The organism is Pseudomonas sp. GW822-FHT05A08 (assembly GCF_058800485.1).
Map to the genome: position 1 here is coordinate 205,174 of NZ_CM179511.1, position 16,263 is coordinate 221,436.

Below are 16,263 nucleotides of genomic sequence, written 5' to 3' on the forward strand. Positions count from 1 at the left end.
AGCTTGCTGGCGATGCAGGCACCGCGCGGGGTCAGGCTTGTCCTAAACCTGATCCGTCCAGCGCAAGGCCAGCGCCGCGGGCCGGCGCACCAGTTGCTCGACCTCGAAGCGCCACAGGCGCTCGGCGCCCGGGAAGGTGGCGATCTGCGGGTCGTCGAGCACGACTTCAGTGCGGCCGCTGAGCTGCAGCAGGTCGCCACGGCTGAAGTCGATGAACAGCAGGCCGGCGCGGGGGTTGAGCAGCAGGTTGCCCAGGGTGTTGAAGTGCAGGTTGCCGGCGAAATCCGGAATGCTCAGGCGGTTGCCCTCGACCCGCACGAAACCGGCCGGGCCGCCGCGGTGGGACACATCGACCCAGAGCCGTCCCTCGACCTCCACGTAACTGGCGACGAAAAACGTATCGGCGTCCCGGATCATCGCCCTCGCCGCTTCATCCAGCGCGTTCAGGCGCTGCACCGGCCGGTGCGCGGCCAGCGGTACCGACTCGAACTGACGCAGCTGGATGTAGCGCGGGCAATTGCCGAAGGACTGCTCGACCCCCAGGGCAAAACCGCTGTCGTCCAGCTCGACGATCCGCCCGTTAAGGCGGTTGCGCCGCCGGGTGTGCAGTTCGATGCCCAGCAGGCCGACGGCCGCGCCCGGCGCCAGCTGGGCGGGGTCTTCGGCGGCGGGCAGGCTGTCGAGCCTTAGCCGCCCGGGGGTTGGCGAGTGGGCGAAACCGATGGCCCCTTCGAGCACGCTGGCCCAGGGGTTGCCCTGGTTATCCACAGCCCCGAGCAGCATGAACGGCAGCTGTTGATAAAACTGCCGGTGCTGGTCGGGCATCTCGCTGCGGATCACCTTGCGCCCGACGACGTCCATGCGCTCGGCAACGCCTGCCTGGGCTTGCAGGCGGGTTTCGCCTGCATGCCAGGGGGATTCGATGTTCATGATGGGGTCTCCCCTGCGTCGATGACGCAGCAGTCAGCGGGCCCGGAGAGTGCCGGGCCGCCAGGTTCAGGCGCTTTGCAGGCCCACCGCGGTGCGCGGCATGCCGACGAAGCCAGGCAAGGCTTCGATGCGCGCCAGCCAGGCGCGGACCTGTGGATAATCCGCCAGCGACACATTGCCCTCGGGGGCGTGGGCGATGTAGCTGTAGCCGGCGATATCGGCGATGGTCGGTTCGCTGCCCGCCAGGTAAGGGCTGGCCGTCAGTTCCTGCTCGACCACCTTGAGCAACGCATGGGAGCGGGTGATGGCCTCCTCGGCGTTGCGCTGGGCGCCGAATACGGTGATCAGCCGCGCCACCGCCGGGCCAAACGCAATCGGCCCCGCCGCCGCCGACAACCAGCGCTGGACCCGCGCCGCACCAACCGGATCGCTGGGCAGCCAACGGCCCTGGCCATATTTGCGCGCCAGGTACACCAGGATCGCGTTGGAGTCGGCCAGCACCACGCCCTGGTCGTCGATCACCGGCACCTGGCCAAAGGGGTTCAGCGCCAGGAAGTCCGCCTGCTTGTGCTCGCCTTTCGCCAGGTCGACGAAGACCAGCTCAAAAGGCAGCCCCAGCAGCGACAACATCAGTTCGACGCGATGGGCATGACCGGAACGGGGGAAGCTGTAGAGCTTGATGGCGTGCATGGCAGACTCCGCTGGGCAGGGGTGCGGCTCACAAGAGCGACACTGACGGACGCCATCTTCCCTCTCGGGTCAAAACAACAGAATCACCAGAAAACACAATCCATCATTTCAGCCAGCGCAATAATCCGCGCTACGGTTGCAACGCCGGGTGCCCGCGCAGCGCCTGCACCGCGAAATCGACGAAACTGCGCACCCGCGCCGGGGCCTTGCGCCCGCCCTGATACACCACATGGATCGGCAGCGGCGCCAGTTCGAACTCCGCCAGGACAATCTCCAGCTCGCCCGCTGCCACCTTGCCCGCGACCTGGTACGACAGCACCCGGGTCAGGCCCAGCCCCAGGCACGCGGCACTGATCGCCGCCTGGTTGGCGGTGACCACCAGCCGCGGCTCCGGGCGAACGCTCAAGGGGGTGCCGCCCTCGTCGAACAGCCAGTTTCTGGACTGGCCGATGGACGACGGCGCAATCACCGGCGCCTGGCGCAGTTCCTGGGGATGCCGCGGCCGCCCGTGCCGCGCCAGAAAAGCCGGGGAGGCACAGATGACCCGCCGCACCTCGCCGACGCGCATCGCGTGCTGGCCGCTGTCGGGCAACTCGCCGATGCGCACCGCGACGTCCATGCCTTCCTCGACCATGCTCACCACCCGGTCGACCAGCAGGGCATTGATGCTGACCTCGGGAAAGCGTTCCAGGTAATCCACCATCAGCGGGGTCACGAACAGCTCGCCGAACAGCACCGGAGCGGTGATCGTCAGTTGTCCGCGCGGGAGGGCATGGATGCCGGCGGCCGAGGCCTCGGCGTCCTGCAACTCGGCGAGGATGCGCCGGCTGTCTTCCAGGTAACGCTGGCCGGCTTCCGTCAGCAGCACATTGCGCGTGGTGCGGGTCAGCAGCTGGGTGCCGATACGCTGCTCCAGCGCCGCCACCGCCCGGGTCACGCTGGGCGCGGACAGCCCCAGGCGCCGGGCCGCGGCAGCGAAGCCCTGCTCCTGGGCGACGCTGATGAACACCTGCATTTCCTGGAATCGGTCCATGACGGTCCTCGCAGTACGGCGCCCTGCCCCGGCACCGTCCCGCATGGACCGCCCGGGCTCAGGCAGGGACCTGGAGTCGCTGCCACAAGGCCTCATCGTTGAAGTCCCGGATGATACTCCGCGCACCCGCCTCGCGAAGCTGAGTTTCCTCCAGCCCCGAGAGCATGCCAAAGGTGTGGATGCCCGCCGCTGCCGCGGAACGCACGCCGGCCAGCGAGTCCTCGAAGGCCAGCGCCTGATCGGCGCTCGCATCCAGCAAGCGCAAGGCCGTCAGGTAAGGCAGCGGGTCGGGCTTGCCGCGCGCCAGCTCACCGCCGATCACCAGCGCATCGAAGCGCTCGGCAATCCCCAGGCCCTGGAGCATGGCTTCGGCGTTTTCCCTAGGCGCGTTGGTCACCACCGCCATGGGGATACCGGCCGCCTGGGCATAATCCAGGGTACGCAGCACGCCAGGAACCGGAATGGTCTCGCGCAGCTGGGCGCGGAACATGGCCTCCTTCTGCGCCGCCAGCTCCGGGTACTGCGCCGCAGGGGCATGGGGAAACAGGCCGGAGAAAATCATGTCGTCGGGAAAGCCCATCACGTGGGCCTTGTAGTAATCCAGGCTCATGGATTTTCCCCAGCGCGACAGCAACTGGTTGTAGGCGTTGAGGTGCAGGTCATCGGTGTCGATGAGGGTGCCGTCGAGATCGAACAACAGGGCAGAAAGCTTCAAGGGCGTGCTCCGGAAAAATGCAGACCGCGGGCGATCGGCAGCATGAGAAAGGGGTAGACGATCAACAGGCTGAAAGCCGCTTCGACACCGATCCGCGAGGACAGCAGGCCCAGCAGGAAAGGCGCCAGCAGCAGCGCCACGCCCACCGCCTGCGAGGCCTGGGCGCTGATGGCCGAGCTGGCCTGGGGCGCGATGCGCATCGCCGAACCGAGGATCAGCGGGAAGAAATTGCCCAGGCAGGCGCCCAGGACAAAGATGAACAAGGCCGTCGGCAGCCGGGTATGGCTGAAGTACAGCAGCACCAGGGTGGCGATGGCCCCGAGCATCACGCCGACCAGCAGCGGCAACGGGCTGATGCGGATCAACGCATAACGGCTGGCCAGGCGCCCGCACACCGTGCCGGCAAAATACAGGCTCATCAGCGTGGCCGCGGCCGAGGCGCTGACCTGGACATGCACGGCCAGGTATTCCGCGCCCCAGAAACCGACGCCCCATTCCGCGGAAATACCCAGCAGTACCAAGGCCCACAGGCTCAGTTGCACCCGCCGGTTCATCGGCGGTTGCCCGCCCTCGCCGGCTTGATCGGTGGCGACGAGTGTCGCCGGGGCGTTCCAGGTACTCAGCGAGAGCAAGGTCACCAGCAGCGCGACGGCGGCGATGCTGCTTGGCACCAGGCGCCAGGACAGGCCCAGGCTGGTCATGCCACCCACCAGCAGGGCGCCGCCAAGCACGCACAACCCGGCGACGATGTGCGCCTCCACCAGCCTCGGCGCGGCCTGTTCGCGATAACGCTCGCCCAGGGCCGCCTGCCCCACCGCCAGTACAAATCCGCCCGACAGGCCCATCGCCCCGGCGGCGAGCAAGCTCAGCGACCAGTGCCCGGCAAGGGCGAACAGGCTGCTGGCAATAACCACCGAGAGGCAGGCAATGGTGCTCATGCTCGTCGAGCGCAGCCGTCGTTCCAGCCAGCGATAGGGCCAGCCGACCAGCGCCAGGCCGGCGGCATAGGCGGCGAAATGCAGGCCGGCCCAACCGAGGTCGAGGGCCAGGGTGTCGCGCAGGAACGGCATGATCGGCCCGAGCAACCCTTGCTGGGCGCCGAACAGCCCGAACAGCAGGTAAAGAAACCACGGGCGCGCCTCGCGGACCTGCTCCTGACGGCTGAGCGCTTGACTGGAATCCCGCGCGGCTTCAGCCATGAGCCGTCTCCCGGCTAAACAGCGCCTGCCAATGCCGACAGCGCGCCGCCTTGTCGCGACTGGCCTGCAAGGCCGGCAGCGGTTGCAGCGCGCCGACCGGGTGAGCCTGGCCCGGCACGACCTTGCCATAACGCTGGCTGATCTGCGCCGCGGCCGGGGTGAGCATCCATTGCAACGCCTGCTGCGCATAGGCGGCGTTGGGCGAGCCGGCCCGGCAGGCGAACACCTCGTCCTCATAACAGCGTGCATCTTCGGGCACGCACCAGCGCAGTTGCGGGTGCTGTTCGGCGGCGCGGGTGGCCGCGGTCGACACCGTCACCCCCAGCCAGGCCTGCCCCTGCACGACGGCCTCGATCGGCGCCGTGGAGGAGCCGCTGATCGCAGGGCCATGCCCGGCCACCTGGGCCAGCAGCGCCCAGGCGGGTTCGCCGTAATGTTCGAGCAACGCGCTGAGGTGCAGGTAACCGGCACCGGAGCGCGCGGGATCGGGCAAGGCGATGCGCCCGGCCCATTCGGGGCCTGTCAGGTCCTGCCAGCGGGTCGGCACCGACAGGCCCTCGCGGGCCAGGACCTTGGGGTCATAACAGAAGGCCGGGACAAAACCCGATGCCGCGAACCAGCGGCGATCCGTGGCCACCGCGGCGTCCGGCAGGCCGGCGAATTCGATGTCCGTCAGCGGCATCAGTTGCCAGGCCAGGGCCGGGTCGAGCAAGGCGGTGGCCGCCGTGCCCAGCAACAGGTCCCAGGCCCCGGCGCTGCCACTGTGCAGGCGCTCGATCAGCTCCGAGGTGGAACAACGGGTCAGGCGCACCGGCATGCCGATGTGCTGGCTGATGCCGGCGATGAATTCGGCCAGCTCGGCGTTTTCCATCGAGCTGATGGCGTTGAGTTCAGTCATCGGCGGCGACCTCCAGCAGCCGATGCAGCTTGGCGTACTGCAGCAGCATGATGGTCTTGCCGTCGCAGATCTCGCCGCTGTCGATCATCGCCAGGGCCCGGTCGATCGGCAGCTCCAGCACTTCGATCTCTTCGCCCTCGTGTTCCAGGCCGCCACCCTCGCTTTGCTTGTCCTCATCGAAATATTCGCCGACGAAAAAGTGCAGGCGCTCGGTGACCGACCCCGGGCTCATGAAGGCTTCGAACACCTTGCGCACCTCACGGATGCGATAGCCGGTTTCCTCCTCCGTCTCCTTGTGGATGCAGGTCCGTGCATCGTCCTTGTCCAGCAGTCCGGCGCAGGTTTCGATCAGCATGCCGTCGTGTTCGTTGACGAAGGCCGGGAAGCGAAACTGCCGGGTCAGCACCACCGTCTGCTTGGCCCTGCTGTACAACAGGATGGTGGCGCCATTGCCGCGGTCGTAGGTTTCCCGGTCCAGGGTGCGCCAGACCCCGTCGCGGCCCTGGAAGTCGTAGGTGGTCTTGCGCAGCACGTACCAATTGTCCGAAAGCACTTCGACCTGATGGATCCGCACCCGGTCCTTGGTGGAGATGGCCTGGTTCATCGCTTCATTCCTTGCTCGCAGAGAGATGAGTGGCATGGGGCGCAACGCTCAACAGACGCTCGACCATGCGCGGGTCCCGGTGCTCGGGCGCGGTCATCACCGCGGTGTCCAGGGCGCGGTCGCAACCGCAGGGGCAGGCACCGGCATGCTGGCCCAGGCGGGTCACGGCTTCGGTCACCAGGCGCCGGGTCAGGTTGAAGGTGTCCGCCATGCGTTGCGCCACCAGGGTGGCGTTCACCGGCTCGTGGGATTCGTGCCAGCAGTCGAAATCGGTCGGAATGGCGATCATCGCGTAGCAAAGCTCGGCCTCGCGGGCCAGCTTGGCTTCGGGCATCGCGGTCATGCCGATCACCGTGCCGCCCCACTGGCGGTACAGGTGGGACTCGGCGCGGGTGGAGAACTGCGGGCCTTCCATGACCACGTAGGTGCCGCCGTTGCGCGCCTGGATATCAGTGGCCTCGGCACTCTCGGCGAGCACGCCACGCATACGCGCGCAGACCGGCTCGCCGAAAGGCACATGGCCAACCAGCCCGGGGCCGAAAAAGGTTTTTTCCCGCTGGATGGTGCGGTCGATGTACTGGTCGATCAGCACAAAGCTGCCGGGAGGCGCGTCGTGGGTCAGGCTGCCCACCGCGCTGACCGACAGCAATTGCGTGCAACCGACGCTGCGCAGCGCGGCGATGTTGGCCCGGGCATTGATCGAGGCCGGCGGAATCACATGCCCCACGCCATGCCGTTGCACAAAGGCCACGGGCACGCCATTGAGCGTGCCCAGGGTGAGCGGCGACGACGGCGTGCCGAAGGCGGTCGCGCATTCCACTTGCTGAATATCCTGCAGGCCAGGCAGCTGTTGCAGGCCGCTGCCGCCGATGATGCCGATACGTTGAACGTGCTGGGTTGGAGTGGAATGGGTCACAGGCTACCTCTCGACTTCAGGGGGGACGGTTCGTGTTCGGTGCACACCAGGCGCTCATAGAGTTCGGACAGGGCCGTGGGCGCATTGCCGCGAGGCAACAGCAGCCCTTCGCTGGCGTTGCTGCTGTAGCGCGGTTCGTGGATCTTCAGGTGCCGGTCGATCGCCGGCAGGTAGTTCCAGCGCACGCCGGGGTACAGGGAATGCGCCAGGTGATAGGCGTCGGACGTCGGGGCGATGAATACCCGCACCAGCCAGCCGGAAACCCCGAAGTAATCGGTGGGCCGGCCCGCCAGGTATTCCAGCTCGCGGCGATTGCGCGCGGTGCCCTCGATGAACCAGCGGTGCTCGGTCAGCAGCGAGATCCAGGCAAACACCGGATAGGACGTCAGCAACGGCAGCAACCAGCCGAACAACACGCCTTTCCAGCCGCCGAAGGCATACAGCAACGCCGCCACCACCGCCACACTCAGGCAGCGCGCCAGGGTGGTCAGGCGGGAGTGGTTGAGCAGGCTGCTGCGCACCAGGGTGGTGAGATTGACCCAGGCCCCGCGGGGGGTCAGCGGGTACAGCAACAGCGCATAGAAACCGCTGGGCGACAGGCCCGCCACATAGCCGCCGGCATGCACCCGGGCGCGGTTGGGATCGAGTTGCGGATGGTTGGGGTGGCGATGGTGTTCCAGGGTGTGGGTCTGGTGCCGGCTGCGCATATCGCGCTTGAACATCGGGAACTGGTAGAACACGTTGCTCAGCCACCACTGCCAGGCATGGTGGCGACACAGGGCAAAGTGCACCGCGTTGTGTCCGAACTCCTGCAACGCGCGCATGCGCCCGCCGCTCCACAGCAGCACGGCCAGCCAGGCCAGCGGCGACGAGTAGATCGACGCCGCCTGCACCGCGGCGACTATATCCAGCCACGTCCAGACAAAGGGCAACGGCGCGAACCAGGTATCCAGCGGGCGGTAGTACTGCTCCCGCCGCCCCTCCAGGCGCGGTATCAGCTTGAGCAGGCGCAGCACCCGCTGCGCATCCCGGTAATAGAACGCCACCAGCGCGCGCAACAGCAGCGAAGCAACGATCAGGCCCAACAGGACAATGTGCTCGGTGTCCATGATCAGGCTCCCTCGTGAACGACGGCGCGCCGCTCGTCACTGGCGTAATGGCCCAGCAGTTCGCCCAACCCACCGAAGACCGGGGCGTCGGCCTGCCGCAGGCGGTTGAGGTCCTGATGGCCGGTGCTGACCAGCAGCGGCTGCCAGCCGACGGCCCGCGCCACGTCGTAGTCGTGCAGGGTGTCGCCGATGAACAGGGTGCGCCCGGCCGGTGTGCCGAGCTTCTCCTGCAGCATCAGGGCCTCGGCGGTCTTGCTGGTGGCCTGGTTGTGGCTCAGCCCCACGACATGCTCGAAATGCCCGAGCAGGCCCTTGGCTTCCAGGGTCTTGCGCAGCACGTCGCAATGCGAGGCGGACACGATGGAGACGCCGATACCGGCATTGCGCGCTGCCTCCAGCACCTCGAATACCCCAGCGTGCAGCGGGCACTGCGCGACATTCGTATCGAAATGCTCCAGGTAATGCTCGACGATTCGCGCGAAGGGCGTGCGCTGCAGGTCGAACCCCAGGGAGGCGTAGAAGTCGGCAATCGGAAAGTCGAACAGCGCACGGTAGCGCACGGCATCGATGGGCGGCACCGCATAGCGCTCGCCACAGCGATTGACCGCGCTGACCGCCAGGGCGATGTCGTCGATCAGGGTGCCGTTCCAGTCGAAGACCAGGTGTTCGATCCCCGAGAAGTGCAGTCGATCATCGATCATGGTCGGGTTTTCTCCGCAAGAAGGGCGTTGAGGGCGATACGCGAGGCGATCGCCGGTGTGTAGAGCTTGCTGGGCTCCATCACCAGGTTGGTCACGCCAATCTGGGTTTCCAGGGCCCGCCGATTGTTCGCCGAGACCTGGCCCAGGCCGGCGCCGTACCAATGATGGAAACGCGTGCGCCAACTGCGCTGGCCCACGGTTTCGGGGAAGCGGAAGTCTTCGGTGGTGGCCATGCTCCAGGCGCCATCGACCACTTCGCACAGGCGGCCCTGCAACTGGCGAAAGCCCTGGGCGCCCTGCAATACCTGGTCGATGTGGCGGTCGATGCAATCGGCCTCCAGCGCGCCGATGGTCATGCCCTGGCTGTACAGCGGGTTCATGCTGCTCAAGGCATCGCCGACCACCAGCAGCCCGGCCGGCCAGTGCTCGACCCGATCGAAGTGCGTGCGGCGACTGCCGGGCATCTTGAAGGTGTAGACCGGCGACAGCGGCTCGGCGTCGCGGATCACCTCATGGATATCCGGCACCGGAAGCGCCGCCAGCGCCTGCAGGAACTCCTGCGGATCGTTGCCGGGAAAGTGACCGAACCAGCCACCGGTGGTGACCATCCAGCGGTCGCCTTCGATCGGGCTGATCACCCCCATGGAACGCTGCAGCGGCGCCTTGGGCAGCACCAGCAGGACCTGCCACTGCTCGGCATAGGCCGGAAGACGCCGGTAGATGCGCGACGCATAACCCAGCTCGGTCTTGACCACGCTGGTCTCGACCTCGCCGAAACCGGCCTCTTTCAGCCACGTCGGCAAGCGCGTGCCACGCCCGCTGGCGTCGACCAGCAGGTCGCAGCGCAGCGTCCGCTCGCCGTGGCCGTCGTCGACGGTCACCGCCTCGACCCTCCGGGAAGGATCGACCCCGGTGAACTCGATCTGCGTGACCCGGGTGCTCGACAGCACCTCGACGTTCAGCACGCCGAGCAAGGCCCGGCGCAGCTGGTTGTCGATCAGGCGCCGGCTGCAGTAATGGGCATAAATGCCACTGCGGTAGCGGTTTTTCCAACGCCCGCCCTGGTACCACTTCACGTCGTGACCCAGGTCGGCCACTTGCGCGCCGCCCTGCTCCAGGGCGCTCAGGGTGCCGGGGAAGATGCCTTCGATAATCTGCTTGCCGCGCAGCAGCAACAGGTGGACGTGATGCTCCTGGGGCAGGCTCTGGCGCGGGCCGGTCTCGTCGAAGAAATCGCTCTTCTCGATCACCGTGACCCGCTGGAAACGCCGGGCCAGGACCGCGGCCGTCAGGCAGCCCGTCACGCTGCCGCCGATGACCACGGCATGGCGAACGCCCGTGGCGGTATCAGGCTGGGGAGTAGTCATTGAGCACCTTTGCAATGTAAGCCAGGTCGTCGCCCGCCAGGCCCGGGTGCAGCGGCACCGTGGTCAGCGAACGCAGCAACCGGGCGGCGTTGGGGCAATCGCGGCGGTACTGCGCCAGCAGCGGCAACTGGTACAGCGGCTGGTTGTCGTACTTGCCGATGTCCGAAGGGATGCCGTGACGCTGCTGGTAGTGCACCAGCTCACGCCCGTCGTGCCCCACCGCCTGCAACAGCAAGGCATAGGCGTTGGCCTCTCCACCGGGGGTCAGCGGCAGTTCGCGGATCGCCGGGTTGTCCAGTTGCTCCAGCAGCTGCCGGCGGTTGGCCTGGCGCTGGTGCAAGCGGCTTTCCAGCTGCCGCGAACGCGCCAACCCGAGGGCGGCCTGCAGGCCGCCAAGCTTGAGGTTGATGCCCAGGGTTTCGCCGGTGAGGTTGCCGAAGCGGGTGTAGGCGCGGATACGGCTGGCACGCTCGTCGTCATCGGTCATGACAAAACCGCCCTCGCCGGTGGACATGAACTTGCAGTCGTGGGTGCTGAAGCAGCTGATGTCGCCATGCTGCGCCAGCCAACTGCCGTTCAGGCGCGTCAGGTGCGCATGGGCCAGGTCCTGGATCAGCGGGATGCCGGCCTGGCGCGTGGTGGCCCAGGTGGTGTGCGAGGCAATCGGATAGCCCCACATCGGCACCTCGATCACCGCACAGGTCCGCGGGCCGATGCAGCGTTGCAGGTCATCCGGGTCGAGCCCGAAGTTGTCCGGCGCCACATCGCAGAACACCGGGACCAGGCCCAGGGACAGGATCGGCAGGACGGTGCAGATCGGGCACGTGGGCGCGACTATCACTTCGTCCCCTGGCTGGAACCGCACGCCGGCCAGCGCCGCGGTGACCGAAGCGGCCCCCGACGACACGGCGATCACATGACGCACGCCGTACAACACGGCAAGCGCGGTCTCGTAGTCCTCGACGATCTGCGAGGTACCGGTCAGCCCTGTCGCCAGGGCGCGTTGCAGCTCGGGCACATCGTCGGCGGTATCGTGGCCACACTTGTCCGCGATGACCCGGGCCTGTTGAGCAAGGGCCTGGTTCATGGCGCCACCTTCCGGCCGACCATGTCCCACACCTCGGCATCGGCGAACACCCGGTCCACCATGCGCCGGAAGTTGGGGAACATCTTCAGCTCGGCGGTTTCCTGGCGGCTGAAGAAGCGCGCGTTTTCCACCTCGCGCTCCGGCGGGCAAGCCCGCAGGTCGGTGGCGGTGAGGTAGATCAGGTCCAGGTGGTAATGCGGCCCGCGCTTGTCATCGATGTATTCGCAGAGGATCCGGTAAGGCTGGTGCAACACAGTGACATCGGTCTCGGCATCGGCCAGTTCCAGGTCACGCTCGCCCAGCAGGGCGGCGTGAATCCCGGTTTCTTCGTAGATCTCGCGCAGCACCGCCACATCAGGGGTTTCCCCCTGCTCGATATGGCCGCCCGGATACAGCCAGACCCCCAGCTTGCGGTGGTGCAGCAGGAGCATCTTGCGGTCGGGGTTCAACACGAACGCCGAGGCCGTGAAATGCCGGTCCAGGGTCGAACGATCAAGAACGTCCGTCATCATGCGGCCCCGTACTGGTTGATCCGTTCGGCCATGTAGTCCAGTTCGGCGCGGGTGATGTCCGGATGGACCGGGATGGTGGTCATGCTGGCCAGCAGCGCCTCGGCGTTGGGGCAGTCGTTGCGGTACTGGGCCAACGCCGGGAACTCGTAGAGCGCCTTGCAGCCGTAGCGCTTGATGTCCGACGGGATGCCCGCCTCGTCCAGATAATCGATGAAGGCCCGGTTGTCGGCGAAATGCAGCTCCAGGTTGAGGAAGTAGTAGTTGGTCCGTCCGCCCTCGATGATGACCTTTTCTCGCACCTTGCTGTGGTCGAGCTGCTGCAGGAAGTAGGTGGCATTGGCGCGGCGCTGCTCGATCTGCGCGGCCAGCGAGTCCAGGCGGTTGGCGCCCAGGGCGGCAGGCAGCGCGGCCAGCTTGTAGTTGAGGCCGAAGTCCTTGCCGTTGAGGTTGCCGAAGCGGCTGTAGTCGCGGCAACGCTGGGCCAGTTGGTCGTCGTCGGTGAGGATGAATCCGCCCTCGCCGGTGGCCAGCGGCTTGCGTTCGTGGGTGCTGAAGCACGACAGGTCGCCGTAGGCCGACAGCGGCCGGCCATTGAGGGTGCTGCCATGGGAATGCGCCAGGTCGAGGATCAGCTTGATCCCCAGCTCGCGGGTCAGGCCTTGCAGCTCATCGACTTCGGTGGGGTAGCCCCACATCGGAATATCGATGATCGCCCGGGTCCGCGGGGTAATGCGGGCCTTGATCGATTCCGGGTCGGCGCCGAAACCGTGACGGCGGGTGTCGACGAAGATCGGGTTGGCGCCCGCGGCGATGATCGGATAGATGGTGCACAGCGGGCAGCTCGGCGTCAGCAGGACGTCGTCGCCGGGACCGACGCCGGCGGCGTAGATCGCCACGCTCAGGGCCGCGCCACCCGAGGAGACCGCGATCGCATGCCGCGCCTCGAACCAGGCTGCCAGCTTGGCCTCGTATTCGCCCACCACATCGCTGGTGCCGGACAGCGGCCGTTCCAGGGTGTTCTGCAAGGTCAGCAGATCGTCGGCGTACACCGGACGGTATTTGTCGGAAACAGAGATGCGGGCGGTGCTGGAGAGATTAGAGGACATTGGTCTGGGCTCCGAGAAAGGCTGGGGACTTGGCGGCATGGGTGGAATGGAGGGCAAGCACGGGGGCGACATCGGCGCGGGCGCTGTCGGCATGACAGATCTGCTCGATCACCCGGAAGGTCGGCAGCAGGCTCTCGAAGCTGGCCTCGTAAGGCGTACGGTTGCGCACCGCGTCGAAGAACTTCTCCAGTTCGCCGAAATAACCGCTGCGCTCATAACCCGAATCCAGCGGCCCTGGCTGCCACGCGCCGCGCCAGCGCTTGGCGGTGCCGGTTGCCCCGGTGCCATGCACCGGTTCGTGCAGGGTGATGTTCCACAGGTTGTTGAGCTCGACCATCATCGAATTGGAGCTGACGATCTTCATGTCGAATTCGAAGTACGGGAACATCGTCCCGCTCAACAGGCTGACCGTCGCGCCGGAGCTGAAACCGAGCTCCAGGCTCACCAGCAGCGAGTCCTCGTGGCGCTGGACCCGGGATTCGATATCGCGCAATTCGCCGCCGAAGGTCACGCCAAGGTCGATGGTGTGAATCGCCTGGGCCAGCAGGAACGAACGCAGCGTGGAATCCAGCCCCCACAGCGGCGCGGTGGGTTTGCTCGCATAGTGGTTGAGCTGGATGTGCACGACCTTGCCGAACTGCTCGGTGCGCGTCATATCGCGCAGCTGGCGCATGGGCTTGGCATATTTGAAGTTCATGCCCACGCCGGTGACGACCTGGGCCTGGCGCGCCGCGCCGATCAGGTATTCGAGCTCGGCGAGGGTGAAGCACGGCGGCTTCTCGACGAAGACATGCACGCCCTTGGCCATTGCCTTGATCGCCAGGTCCCGGTGCGCCTGGGGCGGGCACGCCATGACCACCGCATCCAGCGCAGCGGTATCGAGCATCTCATCGAAGTCGTCGGTGATCGCGACCTCGGAAATGAAACGGTGAATCTGTCCGGCGCGGGTCAGGTCGCTGTCGCACACGGCGACGATGCGAATATCCGGCATTTGCAGAAGCGTGGGCAGCAGGTTTTCTTGCATCTGCGCGCCGAGACCGACGATGCCAACTCTGAGTACAGTCATAACCATCTCCATCCTGGAAAAGTGGGTACTGCGTCATGAAAAGGTTGGACGAACGACTACACGGGATCCGCCTCGGGTCACCTGCGGGGTGAGCCGATCCGGTCCGACATTCGCTTCAATCGAGGCAGGATTGCCTCAGAACAACGGATCACCTTTACAGAGTCCGTTCGGGCTGTTGCCCAGGGTCACCCGGGTGGAACACTCGGATGTTTCTCGCCACACGCCGACACCCGGCTGATGCCGAGGAGTCATAGAAGCGTGATAGACAGAAGGGATAGCGCCGCGAAGGCAATAGGAAGGAGGGGAACCAGGTCGAATCGAACGCCGGTGGCAATGAGCTACCTGGCCGAAAACCTGGATCGAAGAATTGTGGCTTCGTTTAAAAACGGAACAACGACCGAAATGCCGATACGCATGCATGGCTGAATCATCCTTGAAGCGCTGTTTCTATCCCTTGTTATGCAGGAGCTCCGGTTCCGTGAGCCCTTGCTTTGCACACACCTCATCAATGTGTGGCTTGGAGGTATAGATCAGCCTTTTTCGGAGCGCAAATCAGTTGCTATATCGTTTCATCATATTGTTTTGAATAATCCGGACATAAGGCAACGGGCCATATAGGCCCGGAGCCGGCGTCGTTGAACCCGCGGCCAAATTGACCCGCGCCATCCATTGCGTCTTTTGCGCAAGCGTCGCGACGACCGGGCATAGCGGGTTGCGCAATCTCACGACCTGAGGCCGCACGGGCCTGGCGCTGAAGTTTGATCATTGTTGAGGATTATTGATTCGGATTATCCAGCCCCTACGGGCAGCATTGCGCTACGCCTTGAGCGACAGGCAGGCATCGCCTCGCGTCAGCTCAAGCGTGTATCGGGGGCAAGCTCAGGAAACCGCAATGTCAACTTTCAACACTGGGAAACAGAACATATGTGCATGTCGAACAAATGGCTCGTAGGAGTTGTCCTGAGTTGCGTATTCCAGGCCGGCTGTGTCTCGAAGGTGGCGCAGCAAGAGCAATATTCGGGCTTCTTGCCTAACTATGAGGGCCTGGAAGAACACACCACGCCCAGTGAGCAGACAGTGCTGCGCTGGGTAGCGCCAGGGTTTGATCCTCACGCCTATTCCACCGTCGTGTTCAAGGAAGTGATGCTGTATCCCTCGCCGAAAGCGACCGAGCGGGTCAACCTGCAAACCCTCAGGGACCTGCAGGTCAACGCCAGCAACAGCGTAAGGAACGCATTCGCACCGTCCTACACGGTCGTCTCGAGTGTGCGCCAGGCAGCGCCCCATTCGCGGACCTTGATCCTGCAGGCGGCAATCACCCAGGTCAGCGCCAGCAACGAAGGCATGCATTGGTATGAGGTCGTCCCCATCGCTGCAATCGTCGGCGCAACACAGGCCGCTACCGGTCATCGCGATCAGACGGCGGAGCTGTATCTCGAAGCCGATTTGATCGATGCTAAAACCGGTTTGCCGGTCGCCAAGATGGTTCGCAAGGTGTTCGGCGAGACCTTGGAAAATGCCAGCCAGCCGATAGTCGCCAATGACTTCAAGGCTGCATTCAAAAGCATGACAAACGACATGCAGACGTTGCTTTCCAAGCAGTAACCAGCGCGCAGGCCCGGGTGCAAACGTTGCATTGCATCGAAAAGGTTCAGGGTTTCAGGAACGGCAGTCGCGCTGCGTCTGCAACAAAGACAAACCGCCAGGCCGGGTAACGACGGCCAATGAGAGTCCGACTTGATGAAAATTTTCAGCTTTGCCTTATCGGCCTTTGTATTGCTCGCCAGCTTCGGTGCGATGGCGGCGACGGTGGTTCCATTAAAGGGCCAGACTTCCCAGACGATCCAGCAAGACACCAGCGCCTGCCAGTCGCAGGCCAACGCGCAGTTCCCGACACAGAACACCGTGCCGGCCGGCGGCCGGGTAAAAGGCGCCACCACCGCGGCCATCGCCGGGGCCACTGCCGCGGAGGTCCGGGGTCGGCAACATGAAAACGTCTACGACCAGATCGACGACGATATCAAGCAGGACTATCGCCAGAACCGTGCACGCAGCGCCGCGACGGCCGGGGCAATGATCGGCGCGTCGAGACAGCGCCAGGAACGCAGGCAGGACCTGAAAACCAGCGAACAGAACATCACCGCCAATAACTCGGTGTACACCAGTTGCCTGCAACAGCGTGGCTACAACGTCCTGCCTTGAGCCGCCGGACTTTTACACAGCGCAGGCATTCTTGATGCAGATTGGAAAATCAATTTCGCATGCTGCACTGGAATGCCTGCACGTTCGCCCCTCCCTCCTGCCCCATCTTTCCTTCTCCCTCTGCCTGC

The 16,263-nt window shown here is 65.3% G+C and carries 17 protein-coding genes; 2 read left to right on the top strand and 15 right to left on the bottom strand.

Annotated features, from left to right (window positions below):
* Positions 1 to 42: 42 nt before the first annotated feature.
* From AC3RCP_RS00955 to AC3RCP_RS01025, 15 genes are all read right to left on the bottom strand, one after another.
* Positions 43 to 930, bottom strand: coding sequence for a pyridoxamine 5'-phosphate oxidase family protein (locus AC3RCP_RS00955; RefSeq protein WP_492570511.1), 888 nt, complete (start codon positions 928 to 930; stop codon positions 43 to 45).
* Between the two features lie 66 nt (positions 931 to 996).
* A complete protein-coding gene (locus AC3RCP_RS00960; RefSeq protein WP_492570510.1) occupies positions 997 to 1,620 on the bottom strand; it encodes a glutathione S-transferase family protein in 624 nt (207 codons plus the stop codon).
* Positions 1,621 to 1,750: 130 nt separating this feature from the next.
* The gene (locus AC3RCP_RS00965) at positions 1,751 to 2,653 is read right to left on the bottom strand and encodes a LysR family transcriptional regulator (RefSeq protein WP_492570509.1); all 903 of its coding nucleotides are present in this window, start codon (positions 2,651 to 2,653) and stop codon (positions 1,751 to 1,753) included.
* A gap of 58 nt (positions 2,654 to 2,711) precedes the next feature.
* Positions 2,712 to 3,368: an HAD family hydrolase gene (locus AC3RCP_RS00970; protein ID WP_101336357.1), complete on the bottom strand. Its 657-nt coding sequence runs from the start codon at positions 3,366 to 3,368 to the stop codon at positions 2,712 to 2,714.
* A complete protein-coding gene (locus tag AC3RCP_RS00975; protein WP_492570508.1) occupies positions 3,365 to 4,567 on the bottom strand; it encodes an MFS transporter in 1,203 nt (400 codons plus the stop codon). Before AC3RCP_RS00975 ends, AC3RCP_RS00970 begins: the two co-directional genes overlap by 4 nt.
* The gene (locus AC3RCP_RS00980) at positions 4,560 to 5,465 is read right to left on the bottom strand and encodes an ABC transporter substrate-binding protein (protein WP_492570507.1); all 906 of its coding nucleotides are present in this window, start codon (positions 5,463 to 5,465) and stop codon (positions 4,560 to 4,562) included. Before AC3RCP_RS00980 ends, AC3RCP_RS00975 begins: the two co-directional genes overlap by 8 nt.
* Positions 5,458 to 6,069 (bottom strand): GDP-mannose pyrophosphatase NudK, encoded by a 612-nt coding sequence (gene nudK, locus AC3RCP_RS00985; RefSeq protein ID WP_007924545.1) that lies wholly within the window; start codon positions 6,067 to 6,069, stop codon positions 5,458 to 5,460. Before nudK ends, AC3RCP_RS00980 begins: the two co-directional genes overlap by 8 nt.
* A 4-nt stretch (positions 6,070 to 6,073) precedes the next feature.
* Positions 6,074 to 6,985, bottom strand: coding sequence for an S-methyl-5'-thioadenosine phosphorylase (gene mtnP / locus AC3RCP_RS00990; protein ID WP_150053075.1), 912 nt, complete (start codon positions 6,983 to 6,985; stop codon positions 6,074 to 6,076).
* Positions 6,982 to 8,094: a fatty acid desaturase family protein gene (locus AC3RCP_RS00995; protein WP_492570506.1), complete on the bottom strand. Its 1,113-nt coding sequence runs from the start codon at positions 8,092 to 8,094 to the stop codon at positions 6,982 to 6,984. Before AC3RCP_RS00995 ends, mtnP begins: the two co-directional genes overlap by 4 nt.
* A gap of 2 nt (positions 8,095 to 8,096) precedes the next feature.
* Positions 8,097 to 8,795: an HAD family hydrolase gene (locus tag AC3RCP_RS01000; protein WP_102678718.1), complete on the bottom strand. Its 699-nt coding sequence runs from the start codon at positions 8,793 to 8,795 to the stop codon at positions 8,097 to 8,099.
* Positions 8,792 to 10,162, bottom strand: a complete 1,371-nt coding sequence (locus tag AC3RCP_RS01005; RefSeq protein ID WP_101336361.1) for an NAD(P)/FAD-dependent oxidoreductase — start codon at positions 10,160 to 10,162, stop codon at positions 8,792 to 8,794. Before AC3RCP_RS01005 ends, AC3RCP_RS01000 begins: the two co-directional genes overlap by 4 nt.
* Positions 10,143 to 11,249 carry a DegT/DnrJ/EryC1/StrS family aminotransferase gene (locus AC3RCP_RS01010; protein ID WP_007924530.1) on the bottom strand — a complete coding sequence of 369 codons (1,107 nt, stop codon included), beginning with the start codon at positions 11,247 to 11,249 and terminating at the stop codon, positions 10,143 to 10,145. Before AC3RCP_RS01010 ends, AC3RCP_RS01005 begins: the two co-directional genes overlap by 20 nt.
* On the bottom strand, positions 11,246 to 11,758 hold the full coding sequence (locus AC3RCP_RS01015; RefSeq protein ID WP_256593449.1) for an NUDIX hydrolase: 513 nt from the start codon (positions 11,756 to 11,758) through the stop codon (positions 11,246 to 11,248). The genes AC3RCP_RS01010 and AC3RCP_RS01015 overlap by 4 nt, the downstream gene beginning before the upstream one ends.
* Entirely contained in the window at positions 11,758 to 12,867 is a 1,110-nt protein-coding gene (locus tag AC3RCP_RS01020) for a DegT/DnrJ/EryC1/StrS family aminotransferase (RefSeq protein ID WP_253366481.1), read from the bottom strand. Before AC3RCP_RS01020 ends, AC3RCP_RS01015 begins: the two co-directional genes overlap by 1 nt.
* The gene (locus tag AC3RCP_RS01025; RefSeq protein ID WP_492570505.1) at positions 12,857 to 13,933 is read right to left on the bottom strand and encodes a Gfo/Idh/MocA family protein; all 1,077 of its coding nucleotides are present in this window, start codon (positions 13,931 to 13,933) and stop codon (positions 12,857 to 12,859) included. The genes AC3RCP_RS01020 and AC3RCP_RS01025 overlap by 11 nt, the downstream gene beginning before the upstream one ends.
* Before the next feature lie 924 nt (positions 13,934 to 14,857).
* On the opposite strand from AC3RCP_RS01025, the gene AC3RCP_RS01030 reads away from it, so the two are divergent.
* Both AC3RCP_RS01030 and AC3RCP_RS01035 read left to right on the top strand, forming a co-directional pair.
* Entirely contained in the window at positions 14,858 to 15,538 is a 681-nt protein-coding gene (locus AC3RCP_RS01030; protein WP_101336362.1) for a DUF3313 domain-containing protein, read from the top strand.
* Positions 15,539 to 15,673: 135 nt separating this feature from the next.
* Entirely contained in the window at positions 15,674 to 16,135 is a 462-nt protein-coding gene (locus AC3RCP_RS01035) for a hypothetical protein (RefSeq protein WP_101336363.1), read from the top strand.
* Positions 16,136 to 16,263: the final 128 nt, after the last annotated feature.